The organism is Microbacterium sp. SORGH_AS_0421 (assembly GCF_030818635.1).
In the GTDB taxonomy this organism is placed as follows: Bacteria; Actinomycetota; Actinomycetes; order Actinomycetales; family Microbacteriaceae; genus Microbacterium.
This window is the reverse complement of sequence record NZ_JAUTAO010000001.1, coordinates 2,888,439-2,902,589: the sequence shown is the minus strand read 5'-3', so window position 1 is coordinate 2,902,589 and position 14,151 is coordinate 2,888,439. Positions and strand designations below refer to the sequence as shown.

Genomic DNA, 14,151 nt, shown 5'->3' with positions numbered 1-14,151 from the left:
AGATCATGCTCTCCGACCTCGATCTCCCCGCGACGCTGACCACCCGCATCGGCGAGGTGACCGTCCGCCGGGCGAGGCCAGCCGATCTGCCCGCGTTGATGGCGCTCCTCGCCGACGACCCCATCAGCGCCGCGCGCGGGGACCGCGCCGACGCCGGAGACGAGGCGACCTACGACACGGCCCTGCGGAGCGTTTTGGACGCCCCGCTGAACGACCTGCTCGTCGTCGACGACGCCGGGGGAGTGCTGATCGGCACTCTCCAACTGACTCTCATTCCCGGCATGGCACGTCAGGGGGCTACCCGCCTACTCGTCGAGGCGGTTCGGGTGTCGTCGAGCCGGCGGTCGGGCGGCATCGGCAGCGCCGTGATGCGCTGGGTCATGGACGTGGCTGCTCCGGCGACCGGCGCCACCCTCGTGCAGCTGACCTCCGACGCCGCGCGCGTCGATGCCCACCGGTTCTACACGCGGCTCGGCTTCGTCGATTCGCACATCGGGTTCAAGTACGCGCTGTGACGAGATCGGGCCCGAGCGCACGACGCGCCCGGGCCCGAGGTTCGACCGGCCTCAGCCCGTGAGACCGCGACGCTCCAGCAGCGGCTGGATCTCGGCATCCCGACCCCGGAAATCCCGGTAGGCGGCGAGCGGATCGCCCGAACCGCCGACCCCCAGCAGGCGCCGGCGGAAGCGGTCGCCGTTGTCACGCGTGAGTCCGCCGTTCTCACGGAACCACTCCACGGTGTCGGCGTCGAGCACTTCGCTCCAGATGTACGAGTAGTAGCCGGCGCTGTAGCCGCCCGAAAACACGTGGGCGAAGTACGTCGAGGCGTAGCGGGTGGGCACGGCGGGGTTGTCGAGCCCGATGTCGCTGAGGGCCGCTGCCTCGAACGCCGCGACGTCGATGTCGGCCGAGGCCTCGTCGACGGAGAGAGCGTGCCACGCCTGGTCGATCCAGGATGCCGCGAGGTACTCGCTCGTGGCAAAGCCCTGGTTGAACGCCTCCGACGCGTGCAGCCGCTCGACGACGTCGGCCGGGAGGGGTTCTCCGGTGTCGATGTGGCGGGCATAGTGCGCGAGGACCTCGGGCCAGAGGATCCACATCTCGTTGACCTGGCTCGGGAACTCGACGAAGTCGCGGTACACGGCCGTACCCGCGAAGTGCGGGTAGGTCACGGTGGCGAACAGGCCGTGCAGGGCGTGCCCGAACTCGTGGAAGAGGGTGGTGACCTCATCCAGGGTCAGCAGTGTCGGGGTGCCCGGGGCGGGCTTGTTCACGTTCAGGTTGTTGACCACGACGGGGGCCGTGCCGCGGAGGGCCGACTGCGTGACGATCGAGTTCATCCAGGCGCCGCCGCGCTTGGTGTCGCGGGTGTACAGATCGAGCAGGAACAGCCCGAGCTCACCGCCGTCGGCGTTGTGCACCTCGAACACGCGGACGTCGGGGTGGTAGCCCTGCAGGTCGTGACGCTCGGTGATGCGGATGCCATAGAGCTGCTCGGCCGCGTAGAACACGCCGTCGCGCAGTACGCGCTCCACTTCGAACCAGGGGCGCAGGGCTGCGCGGTCGAGGTCGTAGCGCTTCGCGCGCACCTTCTCGGTGTAGAACGCCCAATCGTGCGCCTCGATCCGGATGCCGTCGGCATCGGCAATCGCCTGGAGCGCCTCCTGCTCGGAGCGGGCATTGGCGGCAGCGGGGGCGGCGAGTCGACGGAGCAGGTCGCGCACGGCATCCGGGGATCCCGCCGTCTGGTCGGCGAGGACCGCGGCAGCGTGCGAGGGATAGCCGAGCAGGGCCGCGCGCTCGGCTCTCAGGCGCACGATCTCGCGAAGCACCGGGCGGTTGTCGTGGTCGTTGCCGCGGATGGCCCGCGAGCGCGAGGCCTCGAGAAGGCGGCGGCGGCTCTCGCGATTCTTCAGCGAGGCGAGGAGCGGGTGGCCCGTGTAGAGCGTGAGGGTGACGACGTAGCGGCCGTCGAGCCCGCGGTCGGTGGCGGCCTGGGCGGCGGCCGAGAGCTCGCCGTCGCTGAGGCCGTCGAGTTCCGCTGCGGTGTCGAAGACGACGGCAAGGTCGTTGGTATCGGCGAGGAGGTTCTTCTCGAATGCGTTCGTCAGCACGGACAGGCGCTGGTTGAGGTCGGTCAGGCGCTGCTTCTGTTCGTCGTCGAGTCCGGCGCCGGCGAGCGACATCTCGCGATGGTGGCGCTCGACGAGGTAACGGCTCTCGTCGTCGAGGGCGAGAGCGTCGAGCTGCGCGTGCACGGCGGCGACGCGGGCGAAGAGCGCTGCGTCGAGCTGGATCGCATCGCTGTGAGCCGCCATCAGCGGGGCGAGCTCTTCTTCGACGGCCTGGATCTCTGCAGTGCCGTCGGCGGACGCGACGGTGTAGAACGCACGGGCGACGCGATCGAGCAGCTCGCCGCTTCGTTCGAGGGCGATCAGGGTGTTCTCGAAGGTGGGCGCGTCGGTCTGGGCGGTGATGGCGTCGACCTCGGTCCGCTGCGTCGCGAAGGCGGCGCGGAAAGCGGGGAGGTAATGCTCGACGGCGATGCTGCCGTAGGGCGGCAGGTCGTAGGGGAGCGAGGGCGGCGCGAGGAGGGGATTGTTCACGGCATCCGTCATCGCTCCAGCCTATGCGCCACCACCGCTCCTGTGCAGAGAAAGGGTTGCAAACAATCCCTTGCAAAGATATCTTTGCAGTATGACCGATCAGTCGTCTCCGCGCGCCGAACGGGTTCTGGACGCCGGGGCGCTCCGAGCTCTCGCCCACCCTCTCCGCGTGCGGCTGTACGACATCCTCAGCCAGTACGGCCCCCAGACGGCGAGCAGCCTCGCCGAACTCACGGGCGAGTCGACGGGATCCACGAGCTACCACCTGCGCGCCCTGGCCCAGCACGACCTCATACGCGAGGTCACCGACCGTGGAACCGCGCGCGAGCGATGGTGGGAACGCCCGGCCGGAATGGTGACGCTCACCAACCCCGACATGCAGAACACCCCCGCGGGTCGAACCGTGATGGAGGCGGTGCAGTCCGAAACCCTCACCCTTCGTCATCAGCAGTTGATGCATTTCGCCAATCACGGCTGGGATGAAGCGGAGGAGTGGCGGGATGCCGCGATCATCTCGACCGCGACCGCCCGGTTGACCGCGGAGCAGTCGCAGGACCTCGTCCGGCGGATCCACGCGCTCGTCGACGAAACCGTGGCCCGCTACCGCGACCAGACCGGCGACGGCGTGCGCCCCGTCACGATCCGCAACGACATCTTTCCGCTTCCGACCGAGAGGGGCTCCGCATGAGCGCCATCACGCAGACCATCGCCGTCTCCGCCCGGCCGACGCTCCTCGAAAACGCCCTCCTCGTGAGCGCCCAGGCCATGTCGACCGTCGCCGAGCGTCGCATTCGCCGGCGCATCTCCCGCGTCGAGGCCGAGCCGGCTCGTCGTGCCGGGATCGCGGCATCCCGGGCGATGTCGGGCGACGTCGCGCGGTACCTGCTGCCCCGGTAGGTCGATTTCGGCGCGCGGAACCTGAGGTCGAGCGCGCTCGGGGAGAAGGGTCTGCCGGTGGGGGATCACCCGAGCGGACTCGTCCTCCGCAGCCCGGCTCTGCTCCGCCCCGGAGCACTCGCCATCCGGACATGCCGTCGTCGGCACGAAAGCACGGAGCCCGTCGGCGCACAAATGCGTCGACGGGCTCTGTGTTCCGAGGCGGTCCTCGTCAGGCGAACTCGGCGTCGTCGTCGTAGCGCACGACGACCTCGCCCGCGGCGTCCTGGGTGACGATGACGCCGGTGTCGAGCTCGGCGACGGGACGCCCCTCGAGGAACGTCAGCGTCCACCGCGGGGCGGGGGCGCTGAGGCCGTCGGGGTTGAGCGCGGCCTCGACGGCGGCGATCTGCGCGTGCAGCGCCTCGGGCACAGCCTTCGGCGGCTGCTCGCGGGCGGTCCAGCGGGTTCCGAGTTGCATCAGGCCTCCTGGGGTGCGAACACGATGTCGGTCACGGTGGTGGTGTCGGCTTCGGCGAACGAGATCGTCTCGATCCGGCCCACGGCGCGCAGGTCGCCCTCGGCGAGGCGCAGCGCCTCGACGTGCGGCCCCGACACGGTGAGCGAGGCGACCTTCGTCTTCTGCGAGGCCTTCGCCTCGGTCTTGCCGCGACGGATGCCGATTAGCGCGGCGCTCACGGCGGTGAGCACCGCGGGATCACCCTCGATGCCGAGCGGCTCGGGCCACGCGGCGGTGTGCACCGAGCCCTGCTCGAACCAGGACCACACCTCTTCGGACGCGAACGACAGCACGGGCGCGAACAGGCGCACGAGCGTCGACAGGGCCGTGCGCAGCGCAAGCGCCGCCGAGGCCTGGCCCACGTCGGTCTGGTCGTATGCGCGCTCCTTGACGAGCTCGAGGTAGTCGTCGCAGAACGTCCAGAAGAACGACTCGGTGATCTCGAGCGCCCGCGCGTGGTCGTAGGCCTCGAACGCGGTTGTCGCGTCGCGCACCACGGCATCCAGGGTCGCGAGCATCGACGCGTCGAGCGCGTGCGTCACCTCGGCACCCTCGGGCACGGGGAACGACAGCACGAACTTCGCCGCGTTCAGCAGCTTGATCGCGAGGCGCCGTCCGATCTTCACCTGCGTGGGGTTCTGCGGGTCGAACGCCGCGTCGGTGCCCAAGCGGCTCGACGCCGACCAATAGCGCACGGCGTCGGAGCCGTGCTGCTTGAGAATGTCGGCGGGCGTGACGACGTTGCCCTTCGACTTCGACATCTTCTTGCGGTCGGGGTCGACGATGAACCCCGAGATGGCGGCATCCGACCACGGGCTCCGGTCGTCTTCGAGGGCGCTTCGCAGCATGGTCGAGAAGAGCCAGGTGCGGATGATGTCCTGGCCCTGCGGGCGCAGGTCGAACGGCGCGACGAGGTTCCACAGCTCCTCGTCGCGCTGCCAACCGCCCGCAAGCTGCGGGGTGAGCGACGACGTCGCCCACGTGTCGAGGATGTCGCGCTCGGGGTCGAAGCCGCCGGGGACGCCACGCTGATCCTCGGTGTAGCCCGGGGGAACGTCGGTCGTCGGATCGACGGGAAGCGCAGCCAGGTCGGGGGTGAGCACGCGCGAGTAGTCCCGCTCGCCGTTGTCGTCGAGCGCGTACCAGACCGGGATCGGCACGCCGAAGAAGCGCTGGCGCGACACGAGCCAGTCGCCGGTGAGACCGTTCGTCCAGTTCTCGAAGCGCACGCGCATGAAGTCCGGATGCCACGACATCCCGCGACCGAGAGAGATCAGGCGCTCGCGCAGCTCGGCGTCGCGCGCGCCGTTGCGGATGTACCACTGGCGCGTCGACACGATCTCGAGCGGCCGGTCGCCCTTCTCGAAGAACTTCACCGGGTGGGTGAAGGGCTTGGGATCGCCCTCCATGGCCCCGGACTCCTGCAGCAGCTCGACGATGCGCTTCTTGGCGCTGAACACGGTCTTCCCCGCGAGCTCGTCGTACGCCGCCTTCGCGGCATCCGTCACGATCACGTCGGGAGCCTCGGCGACGATCCGCCCGTCCTTGCCGATGATCGTGCGGTTCGGCAGGTCGAGCTCGCGCCACCAGATGATGTCGGTCACGTCGCCGAAGGTGCAGATCATGGCGATGCCCGATCCCTTGTCCTTCTGCGCGAGGGGGTGCGCGAGTACCGGCACCTCGACGTCGAACAGCGGGGTGCGCACGGTCGTGCCGAAAAGCGGCTGGTAGCGCTCGTCGTCGGGGTTCGCCACCAGAGCCACGCAGGCAGGCAGCAGCTCGGGGCGGGTGGTCTCGATGAACACGTCGCCCGAGCCGTCGGTCTTGGCGAAGCCCACCCGGTGGTAGGCCGCGGGCTGGTCGCGGTCCTCGAGCTCGGCCTGCGCGATCGCGGAGCGGAAGTCGACGTCCCACAGCGTCGGCGCCATCGACTGGTACGCCTCGCCGCGCTCGATGTTGCGCAGGAACGCCAGCTGGCTCGTGCGGATCGAGTCGTCGGAGATGGTGCGATAGGTCTGCGTCCAGTCGACGCTCAGGCCCAGTTCGCGGAAGAGCTCCTCGAACTGCTTCTCGTCCTCGATCGTGAGCTGCTCGCACAGCTCGATGAAGTTGCGGCGGCTGATGGGCACCTGATCGGCGGCCTTGCTGCTCTTGTTGTCGCCGCCTGCGAACGGCGGGGTGAAGTCGGCGTCGTAGGGGAGCGAGGGGTCGCAGCGCACGCCGTAGTAGTTCTGCACGCGGCGTTCGGTCGGCAGGCCGTTGTCGTCCCAGCCCATCGGGTAGAACACCGTCTTGCCGCGCATACGCTCGAAGCGCACCTTCACGTCGGTGTGCGTGAACGAGAACACGTGACCGATGTGGAGGCTTCCGGATGCCGTCGGCGGCGGGGTGTCCACGGAGTAGACCCCCTTACGACCGGCCTCGGCGGCGCGGATCCGGTCGAACACATAGGTGCCGCGCTCGTTCCACGCGGCGTCCCACTTCTGCTCGAGGCCTTCCAGGGCGGGCTTGTCGGGAATGGTGGCCATAGGGGTACTCCTCGAGCGATATGGGCGGCACTGTGTGAGCGTGCCTGATGGGTGCGGCATCCAGGATACCGGGGCGATGCGAGCCGCGCGGCCTCCCGCGGGCCCGTGTTCGGCGCTCTTTCGGTGCGTCGCGCAGATTCAGTCCATCGGGGCGGATGCCGACGGAAGTTGTGCGGATCGCTGAGGGTGCGTGGGGGTGGTGTGCGGGTGGTTGCGCAAGCTCGGCGATTCGCGCGTGTTCAGTGGCGGCAGGTGGACGCCGGCGGAGGTTGTGCGGATCGCTGAGGGTGCGTGGGGGTGGTGTGCGGGTGGTTGCGCAAGCTCGGCGATTCGCGCGGGTTCGGTGGCGGCAGGTGGACGCGGGCGGAGGTTGTGCGGATCGCTGAGGGTGGGTGGGGGTGGTGTGCGGGTGGTTGCACAAGCTCGGCGATTCGCGCATGTTCAGTGGCGGGAGGTGGACGCGGGCGGAGGCTGTGCAGATCACTGACGTTGCGCGATGCGCCGAGATCGTGCGCCCTTTCGCCGCGCCTGTCGCGTGACCTCAGCGATTCGCGCAAGCTCAGCCCGCACGGGCGCATCTCGACGGATTTTGCGCGAGTCACGGAGGCTGTGCGGACGCACGCGATCCACGGTCGCCATTCCTCCCCAGGGTGTTTTTCGTCCACAGGTTCGTCCGCGAAGGGTTTTCACCTCGCCGCGCGGGCGACCATGGCGCCTATGCACAACGACCCCGCTCACGCCGTCGCGACCCGAACCGCTGAACTCGGGGGAGTCGTTCGCCCATCCCGTCTCGTCCGCGAGGGGCACAGCCGGCACCGCATCTCCCAAGCGCTCGAGCGAGGACTCGTTCTGCGGGTCCGGCGAGACTGGATCGCCCTCCCCTCCGCCGATGCGCACCTGGTGTCCGCGGCGCGAACGGGCGTCGTACTGTCGTGCGTCACGGCCGCCGAGAGGCGTGGTCTGTGGATCGCCGCACGTCCGGACAAGCCTCACGTCGCATATCCCGGTCGGGGGCGAGTCGTCGGTCCTGCCGCCGTCGTGCACTGGCAGCGGGCCATCGTTCCACGTCACCCGGATCTGCTCGAAGACGACATCGAGAACATCCTGCTCACTGTCGCCTCATGTCAGCCGTACGAGTCCGCACGCGCGATCTGGGACTCCGCGCTGAACAAGAAGGCGGTGGATATCTCCCACCTGCGCCGTCTGCCCTGGACCGGCTCCGCCAGACACCTGGTTCGGGAGGCGTCCCCGTGGGCCGACTCCGGTCTCGAGACCTTCGTCATCGTCCGGCTGCGGTGGCTGGGCCTGCCGATCCGCCCTCAGACCTGGATCTCCGGCCATCGCGTCGACTTCCTCATCGGAGATCGACTCGTCCTCCAAGTCGACGGCGGGCACCACGTCGGGGCGCAGCGCGCCGAGGACATCCGACACGACGTCGAACTTATGCTGCTCGGTTATCACGTCATCCGGGTGGGATACGACCAGGTGATGAACCGCTGGCCTGAGGTGCAGGAGAAGATCATGCATGCCGTGGCGCAGGGGCTGCACAAGGCGTGAGCGGGCGGTCCGAGCTCGCGCTGGCTCAGCGAGTTGCGAACCCTCAGGCGGGAGATCCTCGAGGCACTGCAGAAGACCCGTGAGATGACGGGCGCGGTGGCCGTGCCGATCACGCACGGCCGCAGGCGATGGCCGACGGAGGCCGTGCGGGTCGCTGAGGTTGTGCGGGGACGGGAGCGAGATGCCCGGCGCGCGAAGTCAGCGAACCGCGCAGTTTCAGACAGCAGAGACGGATGCCGACGGAGGTTGTGCGGATCGCTGAGGTTGTGCGGGGACGGGAGCGAGATGCCCGGCGCGCGAAGTCGCCGAATCGTGCAACCTCAGACAGCAGAGACGGATGCCGACGGAGGTTGTGCGGATCGCTGAAGTTGTGCGGGGACGAGCGCGAGATGCCCGACGCGCAGAGTCATCGAATCGCGCAACCTCAAACAGCACAGACGGGTGCCGACGGAGGTCGTGCGGATCACTGAGGTTGTGCGACGCCGGATCCCATCGGTCCCCATCCGGCCGCTGCCGACGCACGCCCCGGCGACTTTCCGCACTCGGTCCAGGAACGCGGGTAAGCTGAAGCTTCCCCACCAAAGACTTCGAGGTTTCGTCATGCCTTCACAGCTCTCCCGCCGCGTGCTCTCGGCGGTCGCCGTCGCGGCCGTCGCCGCCCTCTCGCTCTCGGCGTGCGCGGGCACCGATCCCGCCGCCCAGGGAGACGGCGAGATCGTCTGGGCGATTGAGGGTGCGAACCTCTCGGCCGGCCACATGGACCCGCAGACCAGCCAGCTCGACGTGTCTGCCATGGTGCAGCGCGCCGTGCTCGACTCGCTGGTGTTCCAGGAGGCCGACGGCACGTTCTCGCCGTGGCTCGCCGAGTCGTGGGACGTCGAGGACGGAGGTGCGAGCTACCTGTTCCGCCTGCGTACCGACGTGACGTTCCACGACGGCACCGCGTTCGACGCGGCCGCGGTCAAGGCGAACTTCGATCGCATCGCCGACCCCGACACCGCCTCGGCTCAGGCCGCGAGCATGCTGGGCGGAGAGCTGTACGCCGGCACCGACGTGGTCGACGAGCACACCGTGCGCGTGCGCTTCACCCAGGCCTACGCGCCGTTCCTCCAGGCGGCGAGCACCGCGCTGCTCGGTTTCTATTCGCCGAAGGTGCTCGAAGACAAGGCCGATCAGCTCAAGGCCGGCGGACCCGGCGTGAACGTCGGCACCGGGCCCTTCGAGCTCACCGAGTATACGCCCGACCAGGACATCGTGTACACCCGCAACGACGACTACACCTGGGGCCCCGACGGCGGCGGCAAGCCGGCGTTCAAGACCCTCCGTGTCGACATCCTCCCCGAGGCTTCGGTGCGCCTCGGCGCGCTTTCGAGCGGCCAGGCCGACGTCGTAACCAACCTCCCCCCGAACCTCGTCGGTCAGGTGCCCTCCGACGACACGGTCGAGTCGATCGCCTACCCCGGTCTGCCGTACTCGGTGTTCCTTAACGAGAAGTACGGCGTCTTCGCCGACCAGAAGGTGCGTCAGGCGTTCTCGAAGGCGATCGACGTCGATTCCGCGGTGCAGGAGATCTTCTACGGCCAGTACCCGCGCGCGTGGAGCATCCTCGGGGCCACGACGCCCGGCTACGACGCGAGCCTTGAGAAGACGTGGCCGTTCGACCAGGCGGCCGCCAACTCCCTTCTCGACGAGGCGGGCTGGACGGGACGGGATGCCGACGGCATCCGCACGAAGAACGGTCAGCGTCTCACCGCGCGCTGGATCGCGTGGACGCCGGTGCCCGACGACCGCGCTGCGCTGGCGAATGCCGTCCAGAGCGACCTGAAGGCCGTCGGCTTCGACCTGCAGCGCGAGGTGCTCGAGCCCGGCGCCTACAACGAGCAGTACGGTCCCAAGACCTACGACGTCACCGACTGGGGCTTCTCAGGCGTCGACGCCGACCTGCTGCGCAGCCACCTCGCCACCGATGGATTCCAGAACGCCTCCCAGGTGAGCGATCCGGCGATGGATGCCCTTCTCGAGCAGGGCGCCTCGACGACCGATCCGGCTGCGCGCAACGCGATCTACGCGCAGGTGCAGCAGTGGAACGCGCAGCAGGCCGCGATCGTGCCGCTGTACAGCCCCGCATTGATCAGCGCCGTCACCCCGAAGGTTTCGGGTCTGGCCTTCGACCTCTACGGTCGTCCGCTGTTCGCGACGGCGTCCGTCGGCTGAGACGCCGAGATTCGGACACACTAGGCGGATGCCACGTTCTCGCTCCCGCGCCCTTCTGAGGCGTCTCGGCGGGATCGTGGCATCCGTCGTTCTCGTGCTGTGGGGCGCGGCGACGTTGGCGTTCGTGGCGTTTCGGATCATCCCGGGAGACCCCGTCGACGTCATGCTGGGCCCGCAGGCGCAGGTGAGCGAGACCGTGAAGGCGGGGATCCGGAGCGACCTCGGTCTGGATCGCCCCGTGTTCGAGCAATACGCCGCATTCCTCGGGCGACTCTCTCGCGGTGACCTGGGGGAGTCGTACCAACTGCGCCTTCCGGTGTCCGAGGTGATCGGCCGCCAGCTCGGGCCCACTTTGCAGCTATCGGCGCTCGCGCTCGTGATCGCCGCGCTGCTGGCACTGGCGACGGCGCTGCTCGTACGCGGACGCCGCGGGCGGGCCGTTGCCTCGGGCGTCGAGCTCGTCGTCCTGTCGTCACCGGTGTTCTGGACGGGGCTCGTGCTGCTGAGCGTCTTCTCGTTCCAGCTCGGGTGGTTCCCGGTGGCGGGAGGGCGGGATGCCGCATCCCTCGTGCTGCCGGCGGTGACCCTGGCCCTGCCGGTCGCGGCGCTGCTGTCGCAGGTGCTGCGCGACGGGATCGAGGCGGCCGAGCGCGAGCCGTTCCTGCTCACCGTGCGCGCCCGCGGTGCCGCTCGGCGACGAGAGACCCTGCACCACACGCTGCGTCACGCGGCGGTCGGGGCGGTCACGCTCGCCGCCTATCTCGTCGGATCCCTCCTCGGTGGCGCCGTGCTGGTCGAGACGGTGTTCGCGCGGCCCGGCATCGGCCGCGTGACGCTCGCGGCGATCACCGACCGCGATCTCCCCGTGATCACCGGCGTCATCCTGCTGAGCGCCCTCGTCTTCGTCGTGGTCAACACGGTCGTCGACCTGGTCGCGCCCCTCCTCGACCCGCGCCTGCGGTTCGCCGGTGCGGCGCTGCGCGTGCGGAGCGGAGTGCCCGCGTGAGCGCCGCACTCACCGAGACGCGTCGGGCACGGCCGGGCAGAGTCGTCGCCCTGACGATCGCGGGCGCGGTGCTCTCGCTCATCGCCGCTGCCGCCGTGGCGCCGAGTCTTCTCGCAACGCACGACCCGCTGCTGACCGACGTCCGCGCCACCCTCCAGTCGCCGAGCGCAGCCCACTGGTTCGGCACCGATCAGAGCGGTCGAGACGTGTACTCGCGTGTCGTCTACGGAGCCGGCCCCTCGGTGGGGATCGGTCTGCTCGCGACGGGACTCGCCCTGGTGGTCGGCCTGATCGCGGGGTCGCTCTCCGCCGTCGCCCCGCGCTGGATCGACACCGCCGCGATGCGGGTCGTGGACGTGCTGCTGGCGTTCCCCGAGTTCCTCGTCGCCCTCCTGGTGGTGGCGGTGCTGGGGCCGGGATCCGCGAACATCGCCGTGGCCGTGACGATCGCGGCCGTTCCCGTGTACATCCGACTGGCGCGGGCGCAGACCCGATCGCTCGCGGCGGCCGAGCACGTCGAGGCCGCGCGCATCATCGGCGTCCCCGCGGTCGTCGTACATGTGCGGCACGTCCTCCCCGGCGTTCTGGGTGCGGTGAGCGTGCTCGCCACGATCGGCATCGGCACGAGCATCCTCGCAGCGGCGGGCCTGAGCTTCCTCGGCCTCGGCCCCACCGAGCCCGCACCCGAATGGGGGCTCATGCTCTCGGCGGGCCGCAATCTGCTCCTGCAGGCTCCGTGGGTCGCGGTGTTCCCGGGCTTGGCCATCACCGCGACCGTCGTGAGCGTGAGCGTCATCGGCCGCATCCTGCGCGCGCGATCAGAGGAGCGGGGCGCATGAGCGGCGTCCGCGTGCGCGGCTTGCGCATCGGCGGCCCCGAGGGGGCGATCGTCCGCCACCTCGACCTCGACGTCGCTCCGGGGGAGTGCGTCGCAATCGTGGGCGAGTCGGGCGCGGGCAAGTCGCTGAGCGCGCGCGCCCTGCTGGGACTCGTTCCCGACGGCCTGTCATGGTCCGCAGACGAGCTCGAGATCGACGGTACCGCCGCTCGGTCGCTGACGGAGCGGCAGTGGCGGACTCTTCGGGGGCGGCGCATCGCCCTCGTGTCGCAGGACGCGCTCGTCTCGCTCGACCCCCTCCGCCGGATCGGCGCCGAGGTCGCCGAGCCGGTGCGCATCCACGAGCCCTCGGTGCGCGGTGGCGCGCTGGCGGCGCGCGTGCGCGACAGCCTCGAGCGTGTGTCGATGCCCGAGCCCGACGAGCGCGCGCGCCAGTACCCGCACGAGCTCTCGGGCGGACTGCGCCAACGCGCCCTGATCGCCTCGGCCCTGTCGGCGAGGCCCACCGTCCTGGTGGCCGACGAGCCCACCACGGCCCTGGATGCCACCGTCCAGGCCCGCGTGCTCGAGCTGATTCGCCGTATCGCCGACGACGGCGTCGCCGTGGTGTTCATCAGTCACGACCTCGGAGCCGTGGCGCGGGTGGCCAACCGGGTCGTCGTGATGCACGAGGGACGCGTCGTCGAGACCGGCGTCACCGCCGAGGTGCTGGCATCCCCTCGCGATCCCGTCACGCGAGAACTCGTCGCGGCGGTGTCTCACGAGCCGCTCGGGCGCACCCCGCGCACCGATGCTCCGCTGTTCACCGCCCACGGCGTGACCAAGCGCTTCGGCGAACGGGTCGCCGTCGACGATGTCTCGTTCGAGATCCGCCGCGGTCGTACTCTCGCGGTGGTGGGGGAGTCGGGATCGGGCAAGACGACGCTCGCTCGTCTCGCGGTCGGCGTGACCATCGCGGATGAGGGAACGCTCGCGTTCGACGATCGCCCCTGGACGCCCGAGGTGGCCCGCGGGGCGGATCGACGCCGGGTACAGCTCGTGCAACAGAACCCGTGGGGTGCCCTCGACCCCCGCTGGAGCGTCGGTCGCACACTGACCGAGGCCGTCGCTGCGGGTGGGGTGCCGCGTCCTGAGCGACGGCGCGCCGTCACCGACCTTCTCGAGGAGGTCGGACTGTCGCCGGCGTTCGTCCGTCGCCGGCCCGCGCAGCTCTCGGGCGGCCAACGTCAGCGGGTCGCCATCGCCCGAGCCCTCGCCGTGTCACCGGATCTGCTCGTGCTCGACGAGCCGGTGTCCGCCCTCGACGCCTCGGTGCGCGCGAAGATCCTCGAGCGTCTCCTCGCCCTGCAGCGCGAGCGCGACCTGGCCATGATCTTCGTCACCCACGACCTCGACGTCGTGGCCGCGATCGCCGACGACGTGATCGTGATGAAGGACGGACGCGTCGTCGACTCGGGCACGGTGTCCTGCGTCTTCGCCGCGCCGCGGCATCCGTTCACCCGGGAACTGCTGGCGGCCGCGGGTGTCCGCCCGCCGGGCGCCTGAGTCCGCGTTCGCCGGGTTGCGGCCCGAACGGAGGGTCGAGTGTCCAGAACACCCGGACGATATCGGCCCTACGTCCGGGTTTCTTGGACACTCGAGGGCAGTTCAGGTCGCGCAGGATGGAGAGGACGTTCGGAACGCTCGGCGCGGCGGGATCCGTGCGGGGGGGCGAGTGTCCAGAACACCCGGACGACACCGGCCCCGCGTCCGGGTTTCGTGGACACTCGATCGTCAGGCATCGACCGCACCGCGCTCCGCGGGGCTGGCGTAGACTGGGTGCACACGCATCGATCCGGCCATCACCGGGGAGCTCGCGGAAGAAACGGGTCCAGGCCCGGAGTAGAACCGCGCGGGGCAGGCCCGTCACAGCCGCAGTGAGAGCGGCGCCCTCGTGAGAGGGCGCAATGCAGGGTGGTACCGCGGTCCGAAGGGATCGTCCCGGCGAGCGAACCTCGACCCGCGGA

The 14,151-nt window shown here is 69.9% G+C and carries 11 protein-coding genes; 8 read left to right on the top strand and 3 right to left on the bottom strand.

From position 1 onward, the window contains the following. The first annotated feature begins 5 nt into the window (after positions 1-5). A complete protein-coding gene (locus QE416_RS13825) occupies positions 6-515 on the top strand; it encodes a GNAT family N-acetyltransferase (protein ID WP_307317020.1) in 510 nt (169 codons plus the stop codon). A 51-nt stretch (positions 516-566) separates the two neighbouring features. On the opposite strand, the gene QE416_RS13820 is transcribed toward QE416_RS13825, so the two are convergent. Then, entirely contained in the window at positions 567-2,618 is a 2,052-nt protein-coding gene (locus tag QE416_RS13820) for a M3 family metallopeptidase (RefSeq protein ID WP_307317018.1), read from the bottom strand. A 79-nt stretch (positions 2,619-2,697) separates the two neighbouring features. Here QE416_RS13820 and QE416_RS13815 point away from each other — a divergent pair, with 79 nt between their 5' ends. Then, on the top strand, positions 2,698-3,294 hold the full coding sequence (locus QE416_RS13815; protein WP_267787161.1) for a helix-turn-helix domain-containing protein: 597 nt from the start codon (positions 2,698-2,700) through the stop codon (positions 3,292-3,294). Further along, the gene (locus QE416_RS13810; protein WP_267787162.1) at positions 3,291-3,503 is read left to right on the top strand and encodes a hypothetical protein; all 213 of its coding nucleotides are present in this window, start codon (positions 3,291-3,293) and stop codon (positions 3,501-3,503) included. The genes QE416_RS13815 and QE416_RS13810 overlap by 4 nt, the downstream gene beginning before the upstream one ends. Before the next feature lie 211 nt (positions 3,504-3,714). Here the strand turns inward: QE416_RS13810 and QE416_RS13805 are convergent, their stop codons facing one another. After that, entirely contained in the window at positions 3,715-3,963 is a 249-nt protein-coding gene (locus QE416_RS13805) for a hypothetical protein (RefSeq protein WP_115918078.1), read from the bottom strand. Beyond that, positions 3,963-6,530, bottom strand: a complete 2,568-nt coding sequence (valS, locus tag QE416_RS13800) for a valine--tRNA ligase (protein WP_307317014.1) — start codon at positions 6,528-6,530, stop codon at positions 3,963-3,965. The genes QE416_RS13805 and valS overlap by 1 nt, the downstream gene beginning before the upstream one ends. A 717-nt stretch (positions 6,531-7,247) precedes the next feature. On the opposite strand from valS, the gene QE416_RS13795 reads away from it, so the two are divergent. The 5 genes from QE416_RS13795 (at position 7,248) to QE416_RS13775 (ending at position 13,690) form a co-directional block, all read left to right on the top strand. Continuing rightward, positions 7,248-8,087: an endonuclease domain-containing protein gene (locus QE416_RS13795; protein ID WP_307317012.1), complete on the top strand. Its 840-nt coding sequence runs from the start codon at positions 7,248-7,250 to the stop codon at positions 8,085-8,087. 600 nt (positions 8,088-8,687) lie between these two features. Further along, entirely contained in the window at positions 8,688-10,301 is a 1,614-nt protein-coding gene (locus QE416_RS13790) for an ABC transporter substrate-binding protein (RefSeq protein WP_307317010.1), read from the top strand. A gap of 28 nt (positions 10,302-10,329) precedes the next feature. Continuing rightward, on the top strand, positions 10,330-11,307 hold the full coding sequence (locus QE416_RS13785; RefSeq protein ID WP_307317008.1) for an ABC transporter permease: 978 nt from the start codon (positions 10,330-10,332) through the stop codon (positions 11,305-11,307). Then, the gene (locus tag QE416_RS13780; RefSeq protein WP_307317006.1) at positions 11,304-12,146 is read left to right on the top strand and encodes an ABC transporter permease; all 843 of its coding nucleotides are present in this window, start codon (positions 11,304-11,306) and stop codon (positions 12,144-12,146) included. The genes QE416_RS13785 and QE416_RS13780 overlap by 4 nt, the downstream gene beginning before the upstream one ends. Then, entirely contained in the window at positions 12,143-13,690 is a 1,548-nt protein-coding gene (locus QE416_RS13775; protein ID WP_307317004.1) for an ABC transporter ATP-binding protein, read from the top strand. Before QE416_RS13780 ends, QE416_RS13775 begins: the two co-directional genes overlap by 4 nt. The last annotated feature ends 461 nt before the right edge of the window (positions 13,691-14,151 follow it).

What these genes read in the sequence shown, in the direction of transcription:
- QE416_RS13825 (WP_307317020.1), top strand. Translation starts at nt 6, where the DNA reads ATGCTCTCCGACCTCGATCTCCCCGCGACGCTGACCACCCGCATCGGC.
- QE416_RS13820 (WP_307317018.1), bottom strand. Translation starts at nt 2,618, where the DNA reads ATGACGGATGCCGTGAACAATCCCCTCCTCGCGCCGCCCTCGCTCCCC.
- QE416_RS13815 (WP_267787161.1), top strand. Translation starts at nt 2,698, where the DNA reads ATGACCGATCAGTCGTCTCCGCGCGCCGAACGGGTTCTGGACGCCGGG.
- QE416_RS13810 (WP_267787162.1), top strand. Translation starts at nt 3,291, where the DNA reads ATGAGCGCCATCACGCAGACCATCGCCGTCTCCGCCCGGCCGACGCTC.
- QE416_RS13805 (WP_115918078.1), bottom strand. Translation starts at nt 3,963, where the DNA reads ATGCAACTCGGAACCCGCTGGACCGCCCGCGAGCAGCCGCCGAAGGCT.
- valS (WP_307317014.1), bottom strand. Translation starts at nt 6,530, where the DNA reads ATGGCCACCATTCCCGACAAGCCCGCCCTGGAAGGCCTCGAGCAGAAG.
- QE416_RS13795 (WP_307317012.1), top strand. Translation starts at nt 7,248, where the DNA reads ATGCACAACGACCCCGCTCACGCCGTCGCGACCCGAACCGCTGAACTC.
- QE416_RS13790 (WP_307317010.1), top strand. Translation starts at nt 8,688, where the DNA reads ATGCCTTCACAGCTCTCCCGCCGCGTGCTCTCGGCGGTCGCCGTCGCG.
- QE416_RS13785 (WP_307317008.1), top strand. Translation starts at nt 10,330, where the DNA reads ATGCCACGTTCTCGCTCCCGCGCCCTTCTGAGGCGTCTCGGCGGGATC.
- QE416_RS13775 (WP_307317004.1), top strand. Translation starts at nt 12,143, where the DNA reads ATGAGCGGCGTCCGCGTGCGCGGCTTGCGCATCGGCGGCCCCGAGGGG.